General features: G+C 52.9%; 12 protein-coding genes. All 12 read right to left on the reverse strand.

Annotation, left to right across the window (positions count from 1 at the left end):
• Positions 1–8: 8 nt before the first annotated feature.
• Positions 9–2,135: a YjbH domain-containing protein gene (locus tag BLW37_RS05570; protein ID WP_091340802.1), complete on the reverse strand. Its 2,127-nt coding sequence runs from the start codon at positions 2,133–2,135 to the stop codon at positions 9–11.
• On the reverse strand, positions 2,132–2,893 hold the full coding sequence (locus tag BLW37_RS05575; RefSeq protein ID WP_091340804.1) for a capsule biosynthesis GfcC family protein: 762 nt from the start codon (positions 2,891–2,893) through the stop codon (positions 2,132–2,134). Before BLW37_RS05575 ends, BLW37_RS05570 begins: the two co-directional genes overlap by 4 nt.
• Positions 2,890–3,591 carry a YjbF family lipoprotein gene (locus BLW37_RS05580; protein ID WP_171907555.1) on the reverse strand — a complete coding sequence of 234 codons (702 nt, stop codon included), beginning with the start codon at positions 3,589–3,591 and terminating at the stop codon, positions 2,890–2,892. The genes BLW37_RS05575 and BLW37_RS05580 overlap by 4 nt, the downstream gene beginning before the upstream one ends.
• Positions 3,592–3,657: 66 nt before the next feature.
• A complete protein-coding gene (locus BLW37_RS05585; protein WP_091340808.1) occupies positions 3,658–4,005 on the reverse strand; it encodes a hypothetical protein in 348 nt (115 codons plus the stop codon).
• A gap of 113 nt (positions 4,006–4,118) precedes the next feature.
• Complete coding sequence (locus tag BLW37_RS05590; RefSeq protein WP_091340810.1) at positions 4,119–6,086, reverse strand: nucleoside-diphosphate sugar epimerase/dehydratase; 1,968 nt, start codon at positions 6,084–6,086, stop codon at positions 4,119–4,121.
• A 117-nt stretch (positions 6,087–6,203) separates the two neighbouring features.
• Positions 6,204–7,385 (reverse strand): DegT/DnrJ/EryC1/StrS family aminotransferase, encoded by a 1,182-nt coding sequence (locus tag BLW37_RS05595; protein ID WP_091340812.1) that lies wholly within the window; start codon positions 7,383–7,385, stop codon positions 6,204–6,206.
• Positions 7,379–8,014, reverse strand: coding sequence for a sugar transferase (locus BLW37_RS05600; protein WP_091340813.1), 636 nt, complete (start codon positions 8,012–8,014; stop codon positions 7,379–7,381). The genes BLW37_RS05595 and BLW37_RS05600 overlap by 7 nt, the downstream gene beginning before the upstream one ends.
• Positions 8,015–8,026: 12 nt before the next feature.
• The gene (locus BLW37_RS05605; RefSeq protein ID WP_245785625.1) at positions 8,027–10,048 is read right to left on the reverse strand and encodes a capsular polysaccharide biosynthesis protein; all 2,022 of its coding nucleotides are present in this window, start codon (positions 10,046–10,048) and stop codon (positions 8,027–8,029) included.
• A complete protein-coding gene (locus BLW37_RS05610; protein ID WP_216351822.1) occupies positions 10,048–11,001 on the reverse strand; it encodes a glycosyltransferase family protein in 954 nt (317 codons plus the stop codon). The genes BLW37_RS05605 and BLW37_RS05610 overlap by 1 nt, the downstream gene beginning before the upstream one ends.
• Positions 10,989–13,181 carry a glycosyltransferase family 2 protein gene (locus BLW37_RS05615; RefSeq protein ID WP_091340815.1) on the reverse strand — a complete coding sequence of 731 codons (2,193 nt, stop codon included), beginning with the start codon at positions 13,179–13,181 and terminating at the stop codon, positions 10,989–10,991. The genes BLW37_RS05610 and BLW37_RS05615 overlap by 13 nt, the downstream gene beginning before the upstream one ends.
• Entirely contained in the window at positions 13,178–16,039 is a 2,862-nt protein-coding gene (locus BLW37_RS05620) for a glycosyltransferase (RefSeq protein ID WP_091340817.1), read from the reverse strand. Before BLW37_RS05620 ends, BLW37_RS05615 begins: the two co-directional genes overlap by 4 nt.
• Complete coding sequence (locus BLW37_RS05625) at positions 16,039–17,562, reverse strand: hypothetical protein (protein ID WP_091340819.1); 1,524 nt, start codon at positions 17,560–17,562, stop codon at positions 16,039–16,041. Before BLW37_RS05625 ends, BLW37_RS05620 begins: the two co-directional genes overlap by 1 nt.
• Positions 17,563–17,567: the final 5 nt, after the last annotated feature.

The following is a 17,567-nucleotide window of genomic DNA, read 5'->3' on the forward strand; positions in this document are numbered from 1 at the left end:
GCTGTTGTTCAACCACCAAAGCGAGAACGCCTGCTTGTTGTATCGTATAAGTTAGCAGGCCTGATCAATGGCTGGCCGCCATCCCGGGCAATGGGTACCCAAGGAATCATTCCCTGGCCACGGGCAGAGCGTAAGGTAAAGAGATCAAACGGAATAGAGATATAAAAACCTTTGGTAAAACTACCCTCGCCATAATCCGCGGATGACACATTGGTAAATGCCGCGTGCGCTCCTACCACTATGCCACTGTGAAATCGCTTCGCAAAGTCAATTTTCACCCCATCATCACCTGCCAGAAAGCGACCAATATTGAAGGTAAGCACCACATCATCCAGCAACTCCGGTTGCCAGTAGATATTGGCATGTCCGGTGACGACACTGTAATCCATAAAGTCAAAGTTGTTTTCAAAAGAGCGCTGACGAACCCAGTTGATATCAAAGCCTACGGCCAGATTACTGTCCAGCGGACGGTACAACACCTCAGTACCCACCCCACCAAACATCGACTCCAGATAACCGCCGTAAGCCTGAACATACCAGCTGGCTGCCGGATTAGCTTGCCAGCTGGCATAGAGGTTTTCCATGGTCAGAGTACTGCGGGTCACGTACTCACGCACATAGGTACGCACCCGCGGTAAAGGGGTGTCCTGACTATCAACAGTAAAATTAAATTTATCGAAGTTTTCAAACAGTGTCAGCTTGGCAGTACCATTGAATGCAATGCCAGAACCAAACTGATACCCAGCCAAAGCCAATAAACCAGCCTGGTACATAAAAAAGGTTTCAGGGCTGCCGAAACTCTGGATCCAGAATGCTTCAGCACCATAATAATGGCCGCGAAAACGCGAGCGCGCATGCCAGTCACGAGCAGACTCTGGTTCTATGCGCCGGTAGCTGGACCTTACTTCTGGCTGCAGGGATTGATAGGTGACAGCAGCAATAAACTCAGGGGCATCGACCACTGTTTCGACCATAGGCCAGTTGCCATCCAACTCAACAATCCGGTACTGTTTTACTGTCCGTGGGAGTTCAGTGGCAAGCACCCGGCTAATTCGCTCAATCGCGACATCCTGATTGCGATAGGCGAGCTGATTGCCAGTCACAACAACTTCATCATCACGCAACTCAATATGGCGCAGAACAAAACCTGCTTCCATACGTAACATTCCAGCCAATTGCTGGCGGGCAATCTGATCAGAAGTCAGTGTTAATTGCTCGGGTACCTCCCGGGGTGGAGGATCCAGTTTAATCTGACTGATTGAGTGCAGGTCAAAGCTGTAGTTCACACCAAAGGCAAAGGTATTGCCACGCTGGTAACTGGCATTCAAATCAAAGTTTCCCCACTGGTAGGTAGCACCGGCGTTCCATCGGCTTCGCTGAATGATCTCAATCCCAGCTCTGTCACGACTGTAATCATTGCCCTCATACTCCAGTTTTAAACGAAGGGGCTGCCATGGGGTTTGGTATTCTACGCCAGCAAATAGCGAGGCAGGGCCTTTAAAAAACTGCTGGTAATCAATCTTACCGCCCTGACCAGAAAAACCCGTTGGGCGCTGGCAAAATGAATCACGCAGATCGCAAAAGGGATTACGGGTATTGCCTGCAGCACCCAGATAGCCCCAACCCATGCCCAGATGCAGATCCAAAGGGCCTAGCCGCTTGCTGGCGGCAATAAACTCACTCTCAAAAGTACCGGTACCACCAAAGTCGCGAAAGCCCACCGACAGCTCAGGTAACCAGTACGACTCCTGCAATAAACGAAACTTGGCATCAATGCCTTTGTCTTTATAGGTCTGATCACCACTGAAACCAGGAAAAGGACTGTATAAACGGTTGCGAATGTCCGTATAACGAATGGTCGTTTCCATCCAGGGAAACAATGTCAGGCTGGCAGTCCAGAAGCGGTATTCATCATTATCACTGTACCCCAGAACCAAGCGGCCTTCCTCAGCCATGCGGGCGGTGGGTAGCTGGATCAAGCCTACCCCACCATGACTGCCCTGGCTATAATGAAGCGACTCTGCTTTGGTTGGGAAGCCTTGCCGGGCGTAACTAAGAGGCGCAATCACCCCAAGTGCCAGGGCAATACACGACAGGCGTAACAAAGGGCCCCGCTTGTTGACAACTAAACTCATAGCAAAATCCTGTGCGCGACTAACTGAACAAGTTCCTGATTCAGGCTGCGAAATTCTTTCGGTAAGATGCGGGGGTGCAAAGGCAGAAACACCTGACTGCCGGGCTGCAGCTCCAGATGCTGACGATTCCAGTAAGCACGTCCAACTTGTTGAATCTGGCCATTGGCCTGCACCACGTATAACCAACTCGGGTCCGTGCGTTGCAATGAAGGCAAAGCTTTCAGGTAACTATGCACTGAAGCTGCCCCCTGATGGAGCAAACCACGCTCTTCTGCGATGGCACCGACAAACAACACCTGCTCTGGCCTCGGAGCCAATCGCAGAATGTAATGACCAGGGTCCAGCCTGGGATTAGCAGTCTGGCTGATACGAGCCAGATCATAATCAATACGAACAGCCTGTCGCTCCGCCAGTTGCCAGCCACTGACTTGCTGACGAATGGATTGCAACACCAGGATATTCTGCGTATGGTTCCGTAACTGCCAGTGTTGCTCTAATCGTTGTAAACGGCTAAGCAAATCCTGCTTTTGCTGCTGCAGGTGCTCAGACTGACGATAAAGTGCTGCCGCAGGCCAGTACTGCTGCTCCGGGTGCGGTACTTCTGCCAGCAACTGACTTAGGCGAGGGGGCTCAGCGTAAGCGTGCCATAACTCTGAACCGGCTTTAATCTGCACGACCACAACAGGCTCGGCTGCCACTAACTGAAAACCAAACAAAGCTGTGGCAGCAAGCAAAAGAGAGCGAACAGAAATCATCATAAGGTGTCCATCGAATCCCTGACTGCGGCGGTACTGGCCTTGATCAGACGAGCCGCCTGGCTGATGTAAATGATATGAAATACCGGGCTATGTGGTGCCAGTTGTTGCCGACTTTGCAGCAACACTCCTGTAGACTCATCAAACCAGAATAGGTTCTCAAATGTCTCCTTCGTCTGTGCAACTGTCACCTGCTCGCGTATCAACCGGGTGCTGAATACTCGTTCGAAAACCGTGATTTCAGCCTGCTCCAGGCCAAAAACAGAGGCCAATTGATAGCCACTTTGCTGACGATACTGCCAGTCCGTCAGGCGGCGCCACTCTGCATTGGTATCCAGTGAGGCCTTCTGTCGCAGCGGATCCGCTGCCGTGTTACTCACATAGGTTAAATCATTGTTCAGACCAAGCGAACGCACGATCCGGCCATGTTCCAACACCAGCATAACATTATCGGCCGATAACCATTTGTGCTGACCATGCTCCAGCTCAGCCAGCACCATCGTGGCTCTTGGTCCGTTATCTGGTTGGATGTAAATCAGGTCAAACTCAGAGCCGGCAACTTCCTCCAGCGTCAAGGTCACATCCTCTGTGGCAGAAAAACCAAGCCGGATGGTATCCAACAGAGCATATTGGGTTGAACTGCAAGCAATCAGTGAGCAGGCCAGAATAGCGGTAACAACAAAATGGCGACAATAATTCATGGCATCTCTCAGTCGATTTTTCCACAAAAAAGCCGCCATCAGGCGGCTTTGTCAACAACGATACAATTATTGAGCGCTTGGGGCGTAAGTAAAGGTAACGAGTTGGGTAAAGGTGTTTGCACCAGTACCGGTCACGATGGTGGTGCTGCCTACACAGAAGCCATCATCGTTGATTTCATCATCACCCTGACAGCTCAGTGGTGGTGGTGGCGGTGGAAGAATTGGATCAATCGTAGTACCACGGCTATTGGAAATAATAGCAGCAGCGACAGCCAGACCTACAGCACCAGCAACGATGTGCTCGCCATTTACATTACCTAAAGCACCAGCACTAGAACCACCAGCTTGCTCCTGAGCAACGGCAGTACCAGAGAAAAGTGCAGCCATTGCGGCTGCTACTAAAAGCTTTTTCATAGAAATCCCTCTATTTCCCTTAACAGACTCTCAATGCATGAGGTTAACCGAAGATAGGTTTGCCAGCAAGTACTTTGTGGCAAAACCACGAAATAATTAAACTGATGGCAGCATCAGGCAGACAACTGATTAACAGCTGCCGCGGTATCCACCAATAGCCTGGAAACCGGGGTTGGCTCCACTTCGGTGCGGTTGTTTTGCTGAGCCTCCAGCACCAGATCGCACAGTTTATCCTGATAGCTAAAGTCAATTGGTGCTTCCTTCATACAGGTTATCAGATCCTGTACCGCAAATGCATCGCAACTGGCCTCCAGCGAGCCCAGTAATTTTAATACCGCCGCCCAATCCAGACTGGCTTCGTCACCCGCCAAAATACGAGGGTGCGCAGTTTCCCGGATATTCTGACCAATAATCAATTCCTCAAACAACTTCTCACCCGGCCGTAAACCAGTATAGCGAATTTCAATATCCCCCTCCGGATGCTGAGCATCTTTCACTTCCAGCCCCATCAAGTGGATCATACGCCGTGCTAAATCGTCAATACGAACCGGCTCGCCCATATCCAACACAAAGACATCACCACCTTTCCCCATGGCACCAGCCTGGATCACCAGCTGAGCGGCCTCGGTAATGGTCATAAAGTAACGAATGATGTCTTTATGCGTCACCGTTACTGGCCCACCACGCCGAATTTGCTCGCGAAACAGAGGTACCACCGATCCCGATGAGCCCAGCACATTGCCAAAACGCACCATGCTGAAACAAGTCTTGGCACCGGGTCGCTTCGCGATGGCCTGCAGCACCAGCTCCGCAATGCGTTTGGATGCGCCCATCACATTGGTTGGCCGGACCGCTTTATCGGTCGAAATAAGGACAAAAGTCTCTACTTTGGCAGCAATAGCGGCTTCGGCAGCGTACCAGGTACCAAACACATTGTTGCGCACCCCTTCCACCACATTGAATTCGACCATAGGCACATGTTTATAAGCAGCCGCGTGATAAACCGTTTGTACAGCAAAACTTTGCATCACGGTGCGCATTCGTTGTTGATCCTGCACCGTCCCCAGAATGGTTCGTAATTCCACATCGAGCTTGTCACGCTCGACCAATAATCGCAGCTCTTGCTCCACGCTGTACGCAGCAAACTCAGACAACTCAAATAAAACCAGCATCGTTGGTTCATTTTTCAGGATCTGGCGACACAGCTCAGAACCAATCGAGCCACCAGCACCGGTGACCATAACCACCTTGCCATGAATATTGGCATGCATCAGTTTCAGCTTGGGTGCTTCTGGATCGCGCCCCAACAAATCTTCGATTTTTACATCCTGCAACTCGTCAATGCGCATATCGCCATTGACCAGTTCATTCATGCCGGGTACCGATTGCACCGGTACCGGCAAGGATTCTAAAGCATCCAACACTTCACGCCGGCGCACCCGGCTGGCGGATGGCAATGCCAGCAAAACCCGTTGAATATTTTGAGTCTTGATTAGCAAAGCTATGTTGTGCGGATTTCCAACCGGCATGCCCAGAATGGTGGATTTTTGCAAGGTGCTGTCATCATCCACGAACAAAATCGGGTGATACTGATCACCGTTTAATAAGGCTTGCGCCAGTTGCCGACCAGAAGAGCCGGCACCATAAATCAGCACCCGCTCTTTCAATGAGTTATTCATTTGAACAAGAAACATACGTGCCAGCAAACGTGAACCAGCACACAGCAACATCGCTAACAGCGCGTAGACAAAAATCAGATTGCCTTTATCCTCTACCCCAAACAGGGCAAACAGCACACTAATCACCAAAGCACTACCGACAATGCCAGCCAGCACAGCCCCAAAAGCATGTTGCCCTATGTAACGGATAACGGCCCGGTATAACCCCAGCTTAGTAAAAGTGAGTAAGGTCAACGGCACCGTCAGTGCAAAAGCCAGCGCAATTTCAGGTATATGTCCGCGCACACCATTCTGGGTGAGGAAATAAGCCGAGGCCATGGCAAAAATCAGAAAAATAATATCGGCTATTACCGAAAAAAAACGCTTTACCGGCCTGGGTAAGGATAGAAGCCAAGCTAACATGAAAATTCCTTAACGAGACTGACCAGAGATACCACAGTCAAATTTGAACCAGTATAGCGCATTCACACGTATTAATTAAGCTTTACACGTGTAGGCCAGAGCAGCGTGCTTCCTGAGTTAACAAGGCTGTCCCACCCGTTGCAAAACCTCTGCCAATTGGTTACAGCAAAGTTCCATTTGGTGTTCTGTGATACTAGGGTGAACCAATAACATCAAGCTGGTCTCACTCAGTTCTTTGGCTTGTGGCAATCGCATTGCTGGCCGAAAAGTGGTGTTTTCAAAAGCCTGCTCCAGGTAAACTTCACCGCAACTTCCCTGATAACAGGGAACCCCCTTCGCCATCAACTGCTGACAGATGCTATCCCTGCTCCAGCCGGCAGCCAAGCATTCGTGCCGGATAAAAAAGTAATGCTTGTACTGCGCATGTACCACACCTTCGGGTACCAAAACCCGGCGTAGCACTGGGAAATCGGCGGCGACGGCATCCAGTTGTGCTGCCAATTGCCGACGTCTGGCACTCCATGCTGGCATTCGCTGTAACTGAATACGGCCTATGACCGCCTGCACTTCCATCATCCGCCAATTATGGCCAAAACTGTGGTGCAACCAGCGAAACCCCGGCGGATGTTGCTGATGATAAACTGCATCATAGCTTTTACCATGATCCTTTAATGACCAGATCCGCTGCCACAAGGTTTCATCATTGGTGGTAACCATCCCGCCTTCACCACCCGTGGTCATAATTTTATCCTGACAAAATGACCATGCAGCTATATGGCCCAGTGAGCCAACCGAACGGCCATGATAACGAGCTCCATGCGCCTGGGCACAATCCTCAATTACCCACAAACCATGTTGATTCGCCAGCGCCATGATCGCATCCATCTCCGCAGGCATACCGGCCAGATGCACCACCACAATGGCTTTGGTTTTTGTAGTCAGACAAGGTGCGATTGTCTCAGCGCAAAGTGCCTGGGTGTTCAAATCCACATCAGCAAATACCGGCGTGGCCCCCGCATTCACCACCGCCGACACCGTTGCGATAAAAGTACGAGGTGGCACAATCACTTCATCGCCGGGGCCCAGCTGTAAGGCTTGTAAGGCAGCATCCAGCGCCAAAGTCCCATTGGCCACAGCCACGGCATAACGGCAGTCGGCAAAAGCGGCAAACTCTTGCTCAAACAAGCGGGTTTGCTCTCCGGTCCAGTAATTCACCCGGTTAGATAGCAACACTTGCTTCACGGCTTCTGCTTCTTCTTCTGAATAGCATGGCCAGGGAGCTAATTCGGTGTTCAGCATGGCGGGCTCCTACGTTCTAGTCGGCTGGCGAATGATGGCACCAAGGTAGCCAGCAAGTATCCCAGATCACGCCAGACACTGTAATGATGATAATAGGCCAGATTAATACGCACTTTATCCGGCCAAATCACCCCATCATTGAATGCTTTGGCATCACTGGCTGCAGCCAGCAAGGCCTCTTCGTTGCGGTATTTGATCGATGCAGGCCCTGTTATGCCTGGGCGAAGTTGTAAAATTAACCGCTCCTCGCCCTGCAGACAATCGGCATAACCCGGTACATCAGGCCTTGGGCCTACGAAGCTCATTTGTCCCCACAGCACATTCCATAGCTGCGGTAGCTCATCCAATTTTAACCGGCGAAACAAGCGACCACTTCTGGTAATCGCTTGCTGGCAATGGGCGGTAATGGAGCTGCGTTCACCGCTGGCATCAAACATGGTTTTAATCTTATACACCCGAAATGGCCTGCCGAAACGGCCAATACGCTGCTGAGCAAACATACCATTGCTGCGGGTTTCAATGCTGGCAATCAGCCAGCACAGCAGAAGTAACCAGCCCAGCAGCAACAGACCCAGCAGGGCCAATAGCAGATCCAGGCTTCGTTTTATCACAGCTTGCCAAAGCGTCAACTGCAGCTACTCCTAAAATTTATTCAATGAAATCAATTTACGAAGCAATACACGCCACCAGGGGGCGGCATCGCCACGTTGCTGGCGTTGCTGCTGCATCTGGGCAATCACCAATTCCGGCGTGGCATAGGCATCGGTCCGATGGCTCAGATAGCACGGATAGAGGATCAATGCAGCGGCCACCAACTCCGCTAAACTGCGCTGCCGCCCCCGGCGGGCAGGTGGATACTTGTCTTCTGTCAGGCCCCAGCCTGCGTAAAATGGCTGGCCATAGCACACCACTTTCCGCTGACGCAGCAATGCTTCAAAACCGGTTAATGAGGTTAGGGTATGCACCTCATCCACTTGTGTCAGTAAATGCGCCATATCTTCAGCAAGGACCACCTCGTTGCAAACCATGCCGGCTTGTTGTTCAGCGCTGCCTGCAACCCTAAGCCCTGCCTGCACATCAGGATGTGGCTTATACACCAGCCAGGCATCCGGGTTGGCAGCTCTGACCGCTTCAATCAATGCCAGATTCGTTTTCAGCACCGGTGACCCCAATTGAATGGACGCATCGGACTCGACCTGGCCCGGAATTAAAATCACCCGCAGCTGTCCGTCAGGGCGTTGCCAACAACTTTGCCCCTGATTGTACTTGGTGACCTTACTTTGCAGCAAAATAGCAATCAGTTGCTGTGCTCTTGCCTGCAACCCGGCAGAAAAGTCTTGCTCACGCAGCATGGTCTCCAGAGCCGACGGACGGGTTGCATCGTAATAGATGCCTTCATCATCCAACACCCAGGAAGCAGGTCGAATCAAATCAGCACCCAGGCCAACCGAGCGAATAAAACCATCTTCCACATGCAGCAATGGTGCCGCCAGCTGCTGGCTACTCTTTACTCCCCAAACAACCAGAGGCTGATTGGCATCACGTTCAGCTGCCTGCGCAATAAAGCTCAATTGGCTGCCCTGCAAAAACTGCCTGAGCACAGGCTTTTTCCAGCGAGGCATGCGTAAAGCCTGCAACGACCGTGGAAAGCGCTCGCGCTGAGCGCGCTGCAACGCCAACCAATCCAGCAAAGTCTCCACTTCACAAGCTTGTGACGTTTCCGGATCAAGATAACGGGGATAATCAATTAAAGCAGCATGGATCAACTGCTGCAACGAGATAGCACAGCGTCGCTTCGGTGCCGGCATAGCGTCCACTGTTAACCCCCAGCCGGCATAAAAGGGCATGCCGAAGGTGTACACGGGCTTCTGCCAAAGCAAAGCCTCAAACCCCATTTGCGAGGTGACACAAAAAACGGCAGTGGCTGCCTGCAGCAAACTGGCTGGGTGTGCATCTTCTGCCAGCAATTGCACCCGGGCCCTATCCGTTGCAGACAAGCGCTGCTCTAAGGCATCGAAATGTCCCCGCTTTTTACCTGTCAGTACATCCGGGTGCACTTTCAGCACAATAGGATGATTCGGATACTGCCTCAAGGCAGCGTCCAGCATCTGCCAAAAGCGCTCAGCATCGGCCAGGCCAAAACGAATGGACGCATCACCATAGGTTTGATCAACCACCAGCACAAAAGGCACTGCAGGCAGTTTTAGCAAGTCACGGTTATGGTTGTACTTAGATACCCTGCCCTGCTGCCATGCGTGCATCAAAGCACTGGCACGCTTAGCCTGCGTTTTGGATAGCGGTTGCTGAATCAAACGCTCCAGCCGCGATGGACCAGAGGCATCGTAATAAATCCCCTCATCATCCAGTACTACAGAATAAGGCGGGCTATGCAAGCCCAGCCCAAGCGAGCGCAAAAAGCCATCTTCCAGTCGCATGATAGGCAACTTGTGCCTGACAGCATAACGCTCGCCTTTGACTGCCGATGGTTTCTTGCCCCAGACCAGGACCGCATCTGCCGAAACGGATCGAACGTGAAGCCGGCCCGTCCGATGCACAGCAGCCCCCTGTAAAAACTGCGATAAATAAGGCAACTTTGCCAATACCGGCGACAAGGTCAACAGTCTGCTTTTAGCGGATAACTGCTCCACAGAAAATGCTGGCATTATTCGTCCCACACCACACGTTCCAACTGGCTGGATGATCGAACCGCCTGTTGGTGCAATTGCTGACGATAGTCAGGTTTACGGACCAGGTCTACCACCGTATCGGCCCAGACTTGAGGCAGGTTTGGCAGCAACAAACCATTCTCACCATGACTGACAACTTCACTGTAAATACTGCCTTCGCTATAAATCCCCACAGCACCCGCCCGGGTAATATCAAAAAACTTGGTGTAGGATCGTGCCTGGTTAAAACGCCCACCGAGCAAAGGCGCTAAGCCAATATCACGCTGCCCCCGGGACAACAGCGCCTGGTAAGCCGGCCAGCTCATCGGATGCAGCACATGCACCCGTGCCAGCCCCCGGTACATCACATTTACCTCTGCACCACCAATGATTTCAAAACTGACACCAGCTTCCGCCCTGAATACCTCTTCAACCACCGGCCTAAGCCAATCGATTTCATGGCGATGAGACGCAGAGCCGTGATAAAACAGAGTCAGTTGCTGTGTAGTGGCTGGTGGCAGACAGGCCTGAACCAAACGCGGCCGCCACGCCAGATACTTTTGCTGCAAGTAGGGCGTGGACACCCAGAGTTCGGCCTGGCTTTGTTGCAACCACTTTTTTCGGGTATAGGCCATCCGGGCGAGCTTGTAACGGTAACGCCAGGGCAAGCCATTAAATGCTGATAGATCAAAGAGATCATCATCCATAAAATAGATCAGACGTTGCACCTGGTTGGCATGCAACCGGATCCAGCGCTGCCAGAGCTTGCTGATATAGCGAACAAAAACCACCGCAACCTGCTCACCGGCCACCAGTTGCGGTAACTGGTTCAGCCCAAAATGCTCAACATCCAGCTCACTTTGCTTCAATTCTGGCGCGACAAAAAAATCCGTAGACGGATTAGAACGCTCTTCCACCACAAAAATACGACTGAGTTTCAAGGCTGCCATGGCTTGGATACCCGTGGAGCGGCACTTAAGCGAAAATCGGCCGCAGTACCATTTAAATTTGGATTATAAAAGGGATCGCCTTGCATCTGCCGAGCCCAACGCGCACGCATATAGGCCGCTTCCAAAGCAGCCCTTTGTTGTTTAACCGGGTTATCGTCTTTGCCTCGCGATACCGACTCGTAATGATACAATAGCGCCAACGGGGTATACAGTACCCGCCACCCAGCTTCACGCACTTTTAAGCAGTAATCCACATCGTTAAAAGCAACCGTCAGCTCAGTTTCATTTAATCCGCCCAACTCCAGGTAGAGTGCACGCCAGGTTAGTAAACATGCGGCGGTCACCGCCGATAGATCCTGTGACAGCACTGCCCGCCCCATGTAACCAGGCGCACTGGCAGGTAAACGGAAATGCAGATGGCTGGCACAACCGCCCACCCCAATGACATCGCCGGCATGCTGCACACGTTCATCAGCAAACAACAAACGAGCACCGACAATACCTACACCGGGTTGAGTTAACTGCCCTGCCATTTGCGACAACCAATCAGGGCGAATCACCTCGGTATCATTGTTCAGCAGACAGATTAGCTCTCCCCGTGCCTGCTGCACCGCAAAGTTATTAATGGCCGAATAATTGAAAGGCTTATCGTAACGCAGCACCCGCACCCGGGCGTCCTGTACGATCCTGGTAAAATAGTCTAAAGTAGCCGGCTCACAGCTTTGATTATCGACAATCAAGACTTCAACCGCAGGATAATCGGACCTGTTCAGTACACTTTCCACACAGGGTTCCAGCAGATGCAGCATATCGCGAGTTGGAATCACCACCGACACCAAAGGTGCCGGGCTTGCTGGAGCGTAGTGAATATCCAGATAGCCATGTACGTTTGGCTCCACCCGGGCAGCAATGCCCTGACGATGTAAATGCTGTTCGACTACATCAGCTCTTAGCTCTGACATAGCACCTGCGGCCTGGCTGGATTGATGCCATAAAATGGCCGGGATATGTGCAACGCTGCAGTCCGGCAGCTCTGCCAGCTGCAACACCAATTGCTGCATGGATGGAGGCTGTCCCTGCCCATTCGCAACCGGCCAACCGGATTGCCGCAAAACGCCAGCCTTCACCAACAAAGTATCACCAATATAATGGCTGCAGCGTGCCAGCTCCAGGCTCCAATCGGGTTTAAAATGCGGAGTTGTCCGCTGACCATTGTCATCGAGCTGATCATGATCGCTATAGATCCAGCCGGATGCAGACGCATCAAATACCTCCAGCCACCAACACAGCGCTATGGGTGCCAACACAACACCGACAGGCATAATCAACACCGGCTGGCCCGGGTCCAACGCAGCAAGGTGCTGCTGAAAGTTGTCTGGGCTGCATGGTTGTCGTGGTAAACGGCAAGGTGCGTCCTTCTCCGGACCAGTAGCCAGCAACAAACAATGCAAGCTGGACACTGCCACCGCATTTAGGCCCAAGCTCTGTTCAATGCTGGTTAACGACCTTTGCCAGCAGGCTTCACTCGTTCCTTTCTGGCCAACGATTACCAAGGTTAACCGATGCTTACCAAGCAGCGCAGGCAAACGCTGCTGAACCGTTTTCAGTTGCCTGGCGGTCAGACACTCAAAGCGCTGCTGCCATTCCCGATAATCCATTTCTGGCGCACAGGCGCGTAACTGGCCAATACGGCGGTAACACTCAGCAGGCGCACGCCACGCCAGCTGCCAATCAATCCCGGCCTGCCGGCGCTTAGGTTTGGCGGTGCGCCAGCAAAACAAAGCAATGCGTCGCCATAAACGCCATTGGTATTGCCAAAAACTAAGTGTTCGCCATTGCAGCTCGTCCAGCACAAAGCGTCCCGGCTGGGTTAACGGCTGAAGCCAGGCCTGGCTGGTGCCGGCTGGAATACAAAACACTTCAGCCAAAGTACCTTTTAAGCTGGTAGGAACTGGCAGCTGCACGACACCAGCCGGTGTTAAAAAACACAGCTGCAACTCAGCAGAACCATCCAGCACCTGGATAGATCCTGACAACGCCAGCCAGCGTCCGGCCAGCTGACCACTCAATTCAATCCGGCTTGAGCTATCCCCAAGCCAGCTCTCAGTCGCCGGTTGCCAGCTGGCAGCGTGCACCCGACAAACCGCACCTCTTAGCATGCTGACCGCAGTTTGCGTCATAATTCTTCCTGTTGGGTGATGCCCTGAGCAACAAGCCAGTGTGCCAATTGTTGCTGGAGGGCTGCTGCACTATAAGCGGACGTCACCTGCTGATAAGCGTTTGCAATCAAACGCTGCCGGAGCGGTTTATCCACCACCAGCCGCTCAGCAGCCGTTGCCATCGCCTCAATATCACCAAAATCTGCCAGCAAGCCGGTATGTTCGTGCTGTACCAGCTCGGGTAAAGCGCCCCAGCGATAACACAGCACCGCACGTCCGGCGGCCATAGCTTCGAGCACGGTACGGCCAAAAGACTCCTGAAAGTGCGACAAATTCACCACCATATCCAGCGGCGCCAGCGCTTCTTCGGGCGATGCAGCATAACCGGCAAAATGCAACGAAGCCGGGAGACGGCCTGCAGCGTGTTCCGCTTTTAACTGGGCGGTATGGTCGTTATCCGGCCCAATCAGCCAACACTCAACAGGCAACTGCTTTGCCGCCAGCAATTGGCTAAGCCGAATAAAATCCTGCAGCCCTTTTTTCGGCAAATTGCTGCTGATCATACCAAGCCGCAGTGGCAAATCCCCAGCTCGTTGCGGGATCTGTGCAAAGCGCTCTGCATCCACCACATTGGCTATCACCCTGGTCCGCTCTGGAGCTGTCAAAAAATCTGCACTGGCCCTGGAGTTGGCGATAAAGCCATCGGCCAGCGCCAACACATGGCTACGGATCTGGCTGGCATCCGCGCCCAGCTCCATGCACAGTGCTTCATCAGCGCCGGGCAATTCCCGCACATGCACAATGCCCGGGATCAGTAACTGGCGTGCAGCATGCAAAGGCTCGGACAACACCAGGGTATTGCAATAGCACAGTTCCGGCTTGTACTGCTGCATCAGGGTTTTAAAGCGACCAATGGTCTGTTCACACTCCTGACGCCCCCGGTACCACCAACGATAAGGCAATACCGCCAGCTGCTGTGTCACTGCCTGTAGTTGCACTAAGTAACTCTGCGATCGCACACCGGGTAGTGTTACCAGCACATTCAGTTGCAAAGACTGTAGCGCTTTTAACACATCCAGCAGACTGCGCTCAGCGCCATAGAGTTCAGGCCCAGCTGCATGAGCAGCGATCAGCAACCAGGGGCGCCCGGGCCAGATGGCATGCTCCCCCACTAACTGCACGCAACCATAGTCTTGCGGGCAGGCTTCCTGTTCCAGACTTTCCAGATAATGGATCAGTGGGTTAAGGTTGGCTGCAATACGCTGTTGCAAACGATAGCCACTGCTGCTGAAGTTCGGCCCGGGATCCCGGTTTTCCTGGCCGCCATAGTGCAGATAGTGCAGGCCAGGATCCATGCCCGCTTTGGCAACATCGTGATACGTCGTCACATACCACTCGGGCTCAAACAGCTCACTTTGTCGCAGCAACTGCAGCTGACGATGTGCTCGTTGCTTAGCCGTTCCCCGACACATACGCGCAGGCACCGCAAAAGGCCGCTGCTGTGGCAGCTGCGGCAGATACAAGGCTTTTGCACTGCTTGCCGTTTGATGCCATTGCCGCGCTGATGCCAGATAACGCTGGCGTAAGCCGACAAACTGAGTGCGCAAATGGGTCGCACTTTGCTGTGTTAAGGAGGCAACATCGCTGCGGCCAAACGACAAAGGGATACTAGGCAATACATCGACAAGAGCGCGCGAACCAAACACCGCCTGGATGCGTTCCAGATACTCGGTATCGGCATTCACCGACACCCGATCCCAAAAACCGATGCTTTTCACCACCTGGCGCCGAAACAATAACGATGAGGTATTGCGGTAGATCCAACCCGGCTCTGGCCGCCAACGCTCAAACACCAGCTCAGGCAAAGTGCGTACCCAATGCGAGATAGACGCCATGGCTTTAGGGTTGGCTTCAAGTGTCCGCACCTGTTGTTCAATCTTTTGTGGATGCGACCAGTCATCACTGTCGTGGGTGGTGATAAAACGGCCGCGCGCTTGTGCCAGCCCTGCGTTGCGGGCAGCATAGGCGCCCTGATTTTCGGGCTGGCGCAGTATACGGATGCGCCGATCGCCAGCTGCAAATTGCTCAGCCACCACAGTAGAGTTGTCGGTGGAAGCATCATCAACCACCAGAATTTCAAGCGCCGGCCAACTTTGAGCCTGCAGGCTACGCAGCGCTGTGGCTAAAGTTTGCGCCGCATTAAAACAAGGGATAATCACCGAAACCAAAGGCAAGCGGGCAGGCAGGTAGCGATGCCAGCCACTGCGCTGCTGAGCAGCTACCGGTGTTGTCTGAAGCTGATCCAGCTGCAAGGTTGGCACTGGCAGCAGCTCTGCCAAACCAGCCTGCCGAAATACCCGGTTGATATCCTGCAATTTGGCCGTATCGCTATGCAAAGATGCTCTGGCCAGCAACAAATCCGGCAGCTCACCGAGCTCAGCAATCGCCTGCCCAATGCGCGTAAGTGCTTGCTCTTGCTCACCGCACTGCTGCAAAGCGCGCACCAAAAGAAGCCAACAGCCATGGTGACCAGGCAAAGCCTGACGCCATGCATTGTTTAACCAGGGCTGCAAAACCTCCAGCACCTGCGGCCAACGCTGGTAACTGCCATGCCAACGAGCCAGAGCCCAGGCAGCAAAAGCTTGCTCCGGAGTACTGTCTGCCTGCAGTAATTGCTCCAACCTGAGTTTTGCTTTGTCGTCGGTTTGAAACCACAGGTGTTGCTCCAGCTCAGCCGCTTGCAGGTGGCAGGGTAAGCGCCCTTCGGTATGACCAAAGCGGCAAAAGTGCTGCCAGGGATCCATACCGGCAGCAGCAACATCCGGGTTGGCTTGCAGGTACCAGGCGGCATCAAACAAGGCACGCATTGCATCCAACATTACTCTGGCTCCCACGGCTGGCGCAGGCTAAGCCAGTGACGAAAGCGCAAACGCCAGGGGATCGGAAAGCGCTGTTTGCAAGCAGCAAACAAGTTACGGTACTGCACACTTTTGCCAGCGACATAATACTCTGGCAGCATCCGCAGATAATAACAGTGCAATTCATCCGGATTGGTGACATACATATTGGGCGTATCACTGAAGGTGTCGTACTCTGTTTTTGGAGTGCGCCAGTCGCCGTAGTTTTCCTCCAGGTACCGCTCAGGCTCAGCCGGAATGGCATAGCGCCCACCAAGAAACTCCGTTTCTGTCAGGCTAAAAGGTGTATTGGTCCAAGCGGTTTTCTGACCACTGTGGTGCAATAACCCCCCCTGCAACCAGTGGGTAAAAATATCAATCAGTACCCCATTGGCGTGGCGTACCTGCAGTACTTTATCATGCGCACTGTGCTGCACTAAAAAGCGGCCACTTTGCCGCAGCCCCTGAGCCAGGCGATCAAGCGGTACATGGTCCATTACCCCCACATCAATGTCTTTATCATGGCTCAGAATACCGCCTTCGCGAATACAGCCAAGCAGGGTACCGCTAATCAGAAAGAACTGCTGGCCCATGCGCTGAAAATCCTGCTGCAAACACGACAAGGCAAGCTGCGCTTTTTGCTGCCAGTCGATTGGGCTTTCTGCCGCCACAGATTTTTTAAACCGATCCGGGTGGGTCAGCATTGCATGATAGCGTTGAGTTAAAGCACGCCGGGCCTCGGGGTAAGCCTTAATTTTGCGGGCAGCAATAGCATACAAGAACAGCGCCTGGGCCGCCTGTTCATTGCCTTTTTTGATAAAAGATTTCAGCAGCTGCCAGTAGCCTGCCAATGCTTTGCGATCATCAATCGCAAAACGGTAAAGCTCTACCCCAACCGACCAGTGCTGCAGCTGGTCAAACTGGTGCATCACCATCTGGCGGGCCCCTGCGTAGTTGCCCTGCTCAGTAAGGCAAAACAGCTGGTAGCGGCACAGCTCCGTGACCCACTCAGGGTAAACATAACGATTGATTTCAGCCAGCAACTGTCGGCATACCTCCAGGCAGCGGTCATAATCAGCACGGTAAAACAGCAAACGAGCCTGGCGAAACCGGCAAGCAAGTTGCAGTTCGGCATCTTGCCGTGGCACCTGCTGCAACAAGTTTCCGGCAGCTTCGTGGTCTCCCTGCATGAACGCCTGATCACTGGCATCCAAGCTGACATGCCGCAGCTCTGGCCTGGGCTTGCGCCCTTCGTGGATGCCAAATTGCAGATAATGCAGCATGGGGTTACCCCCGGAAGTGGCCACATCCGGGTACTGCTGAAGATACCAGGCTGTGGAAAAATAACGACTGGGCTCCAGCTGTTGCCGCCAACCCTGTCCGTCATAATGCTGCCAGGCAGCAGCGGCATCCACAAACATCAACCCTGCTTGTTGGCCATACCAGTCAGGTTCAAACAAGTGGGTTGCTGTCAGTTTTGCCAGTAGCTCTTTCGTTATTGTCATCAACC

It is taken from the genome of Alkalimonas amylolytica, from assembly GCF_900107845.1.
GTDB classification, from domain to species: Bacteria; Pseudomonadota; Gammaproteobacteria; order Enterobacterales; family Alteromonadaceae; genus Alkalimonas; species Alkalimonas amylolytica.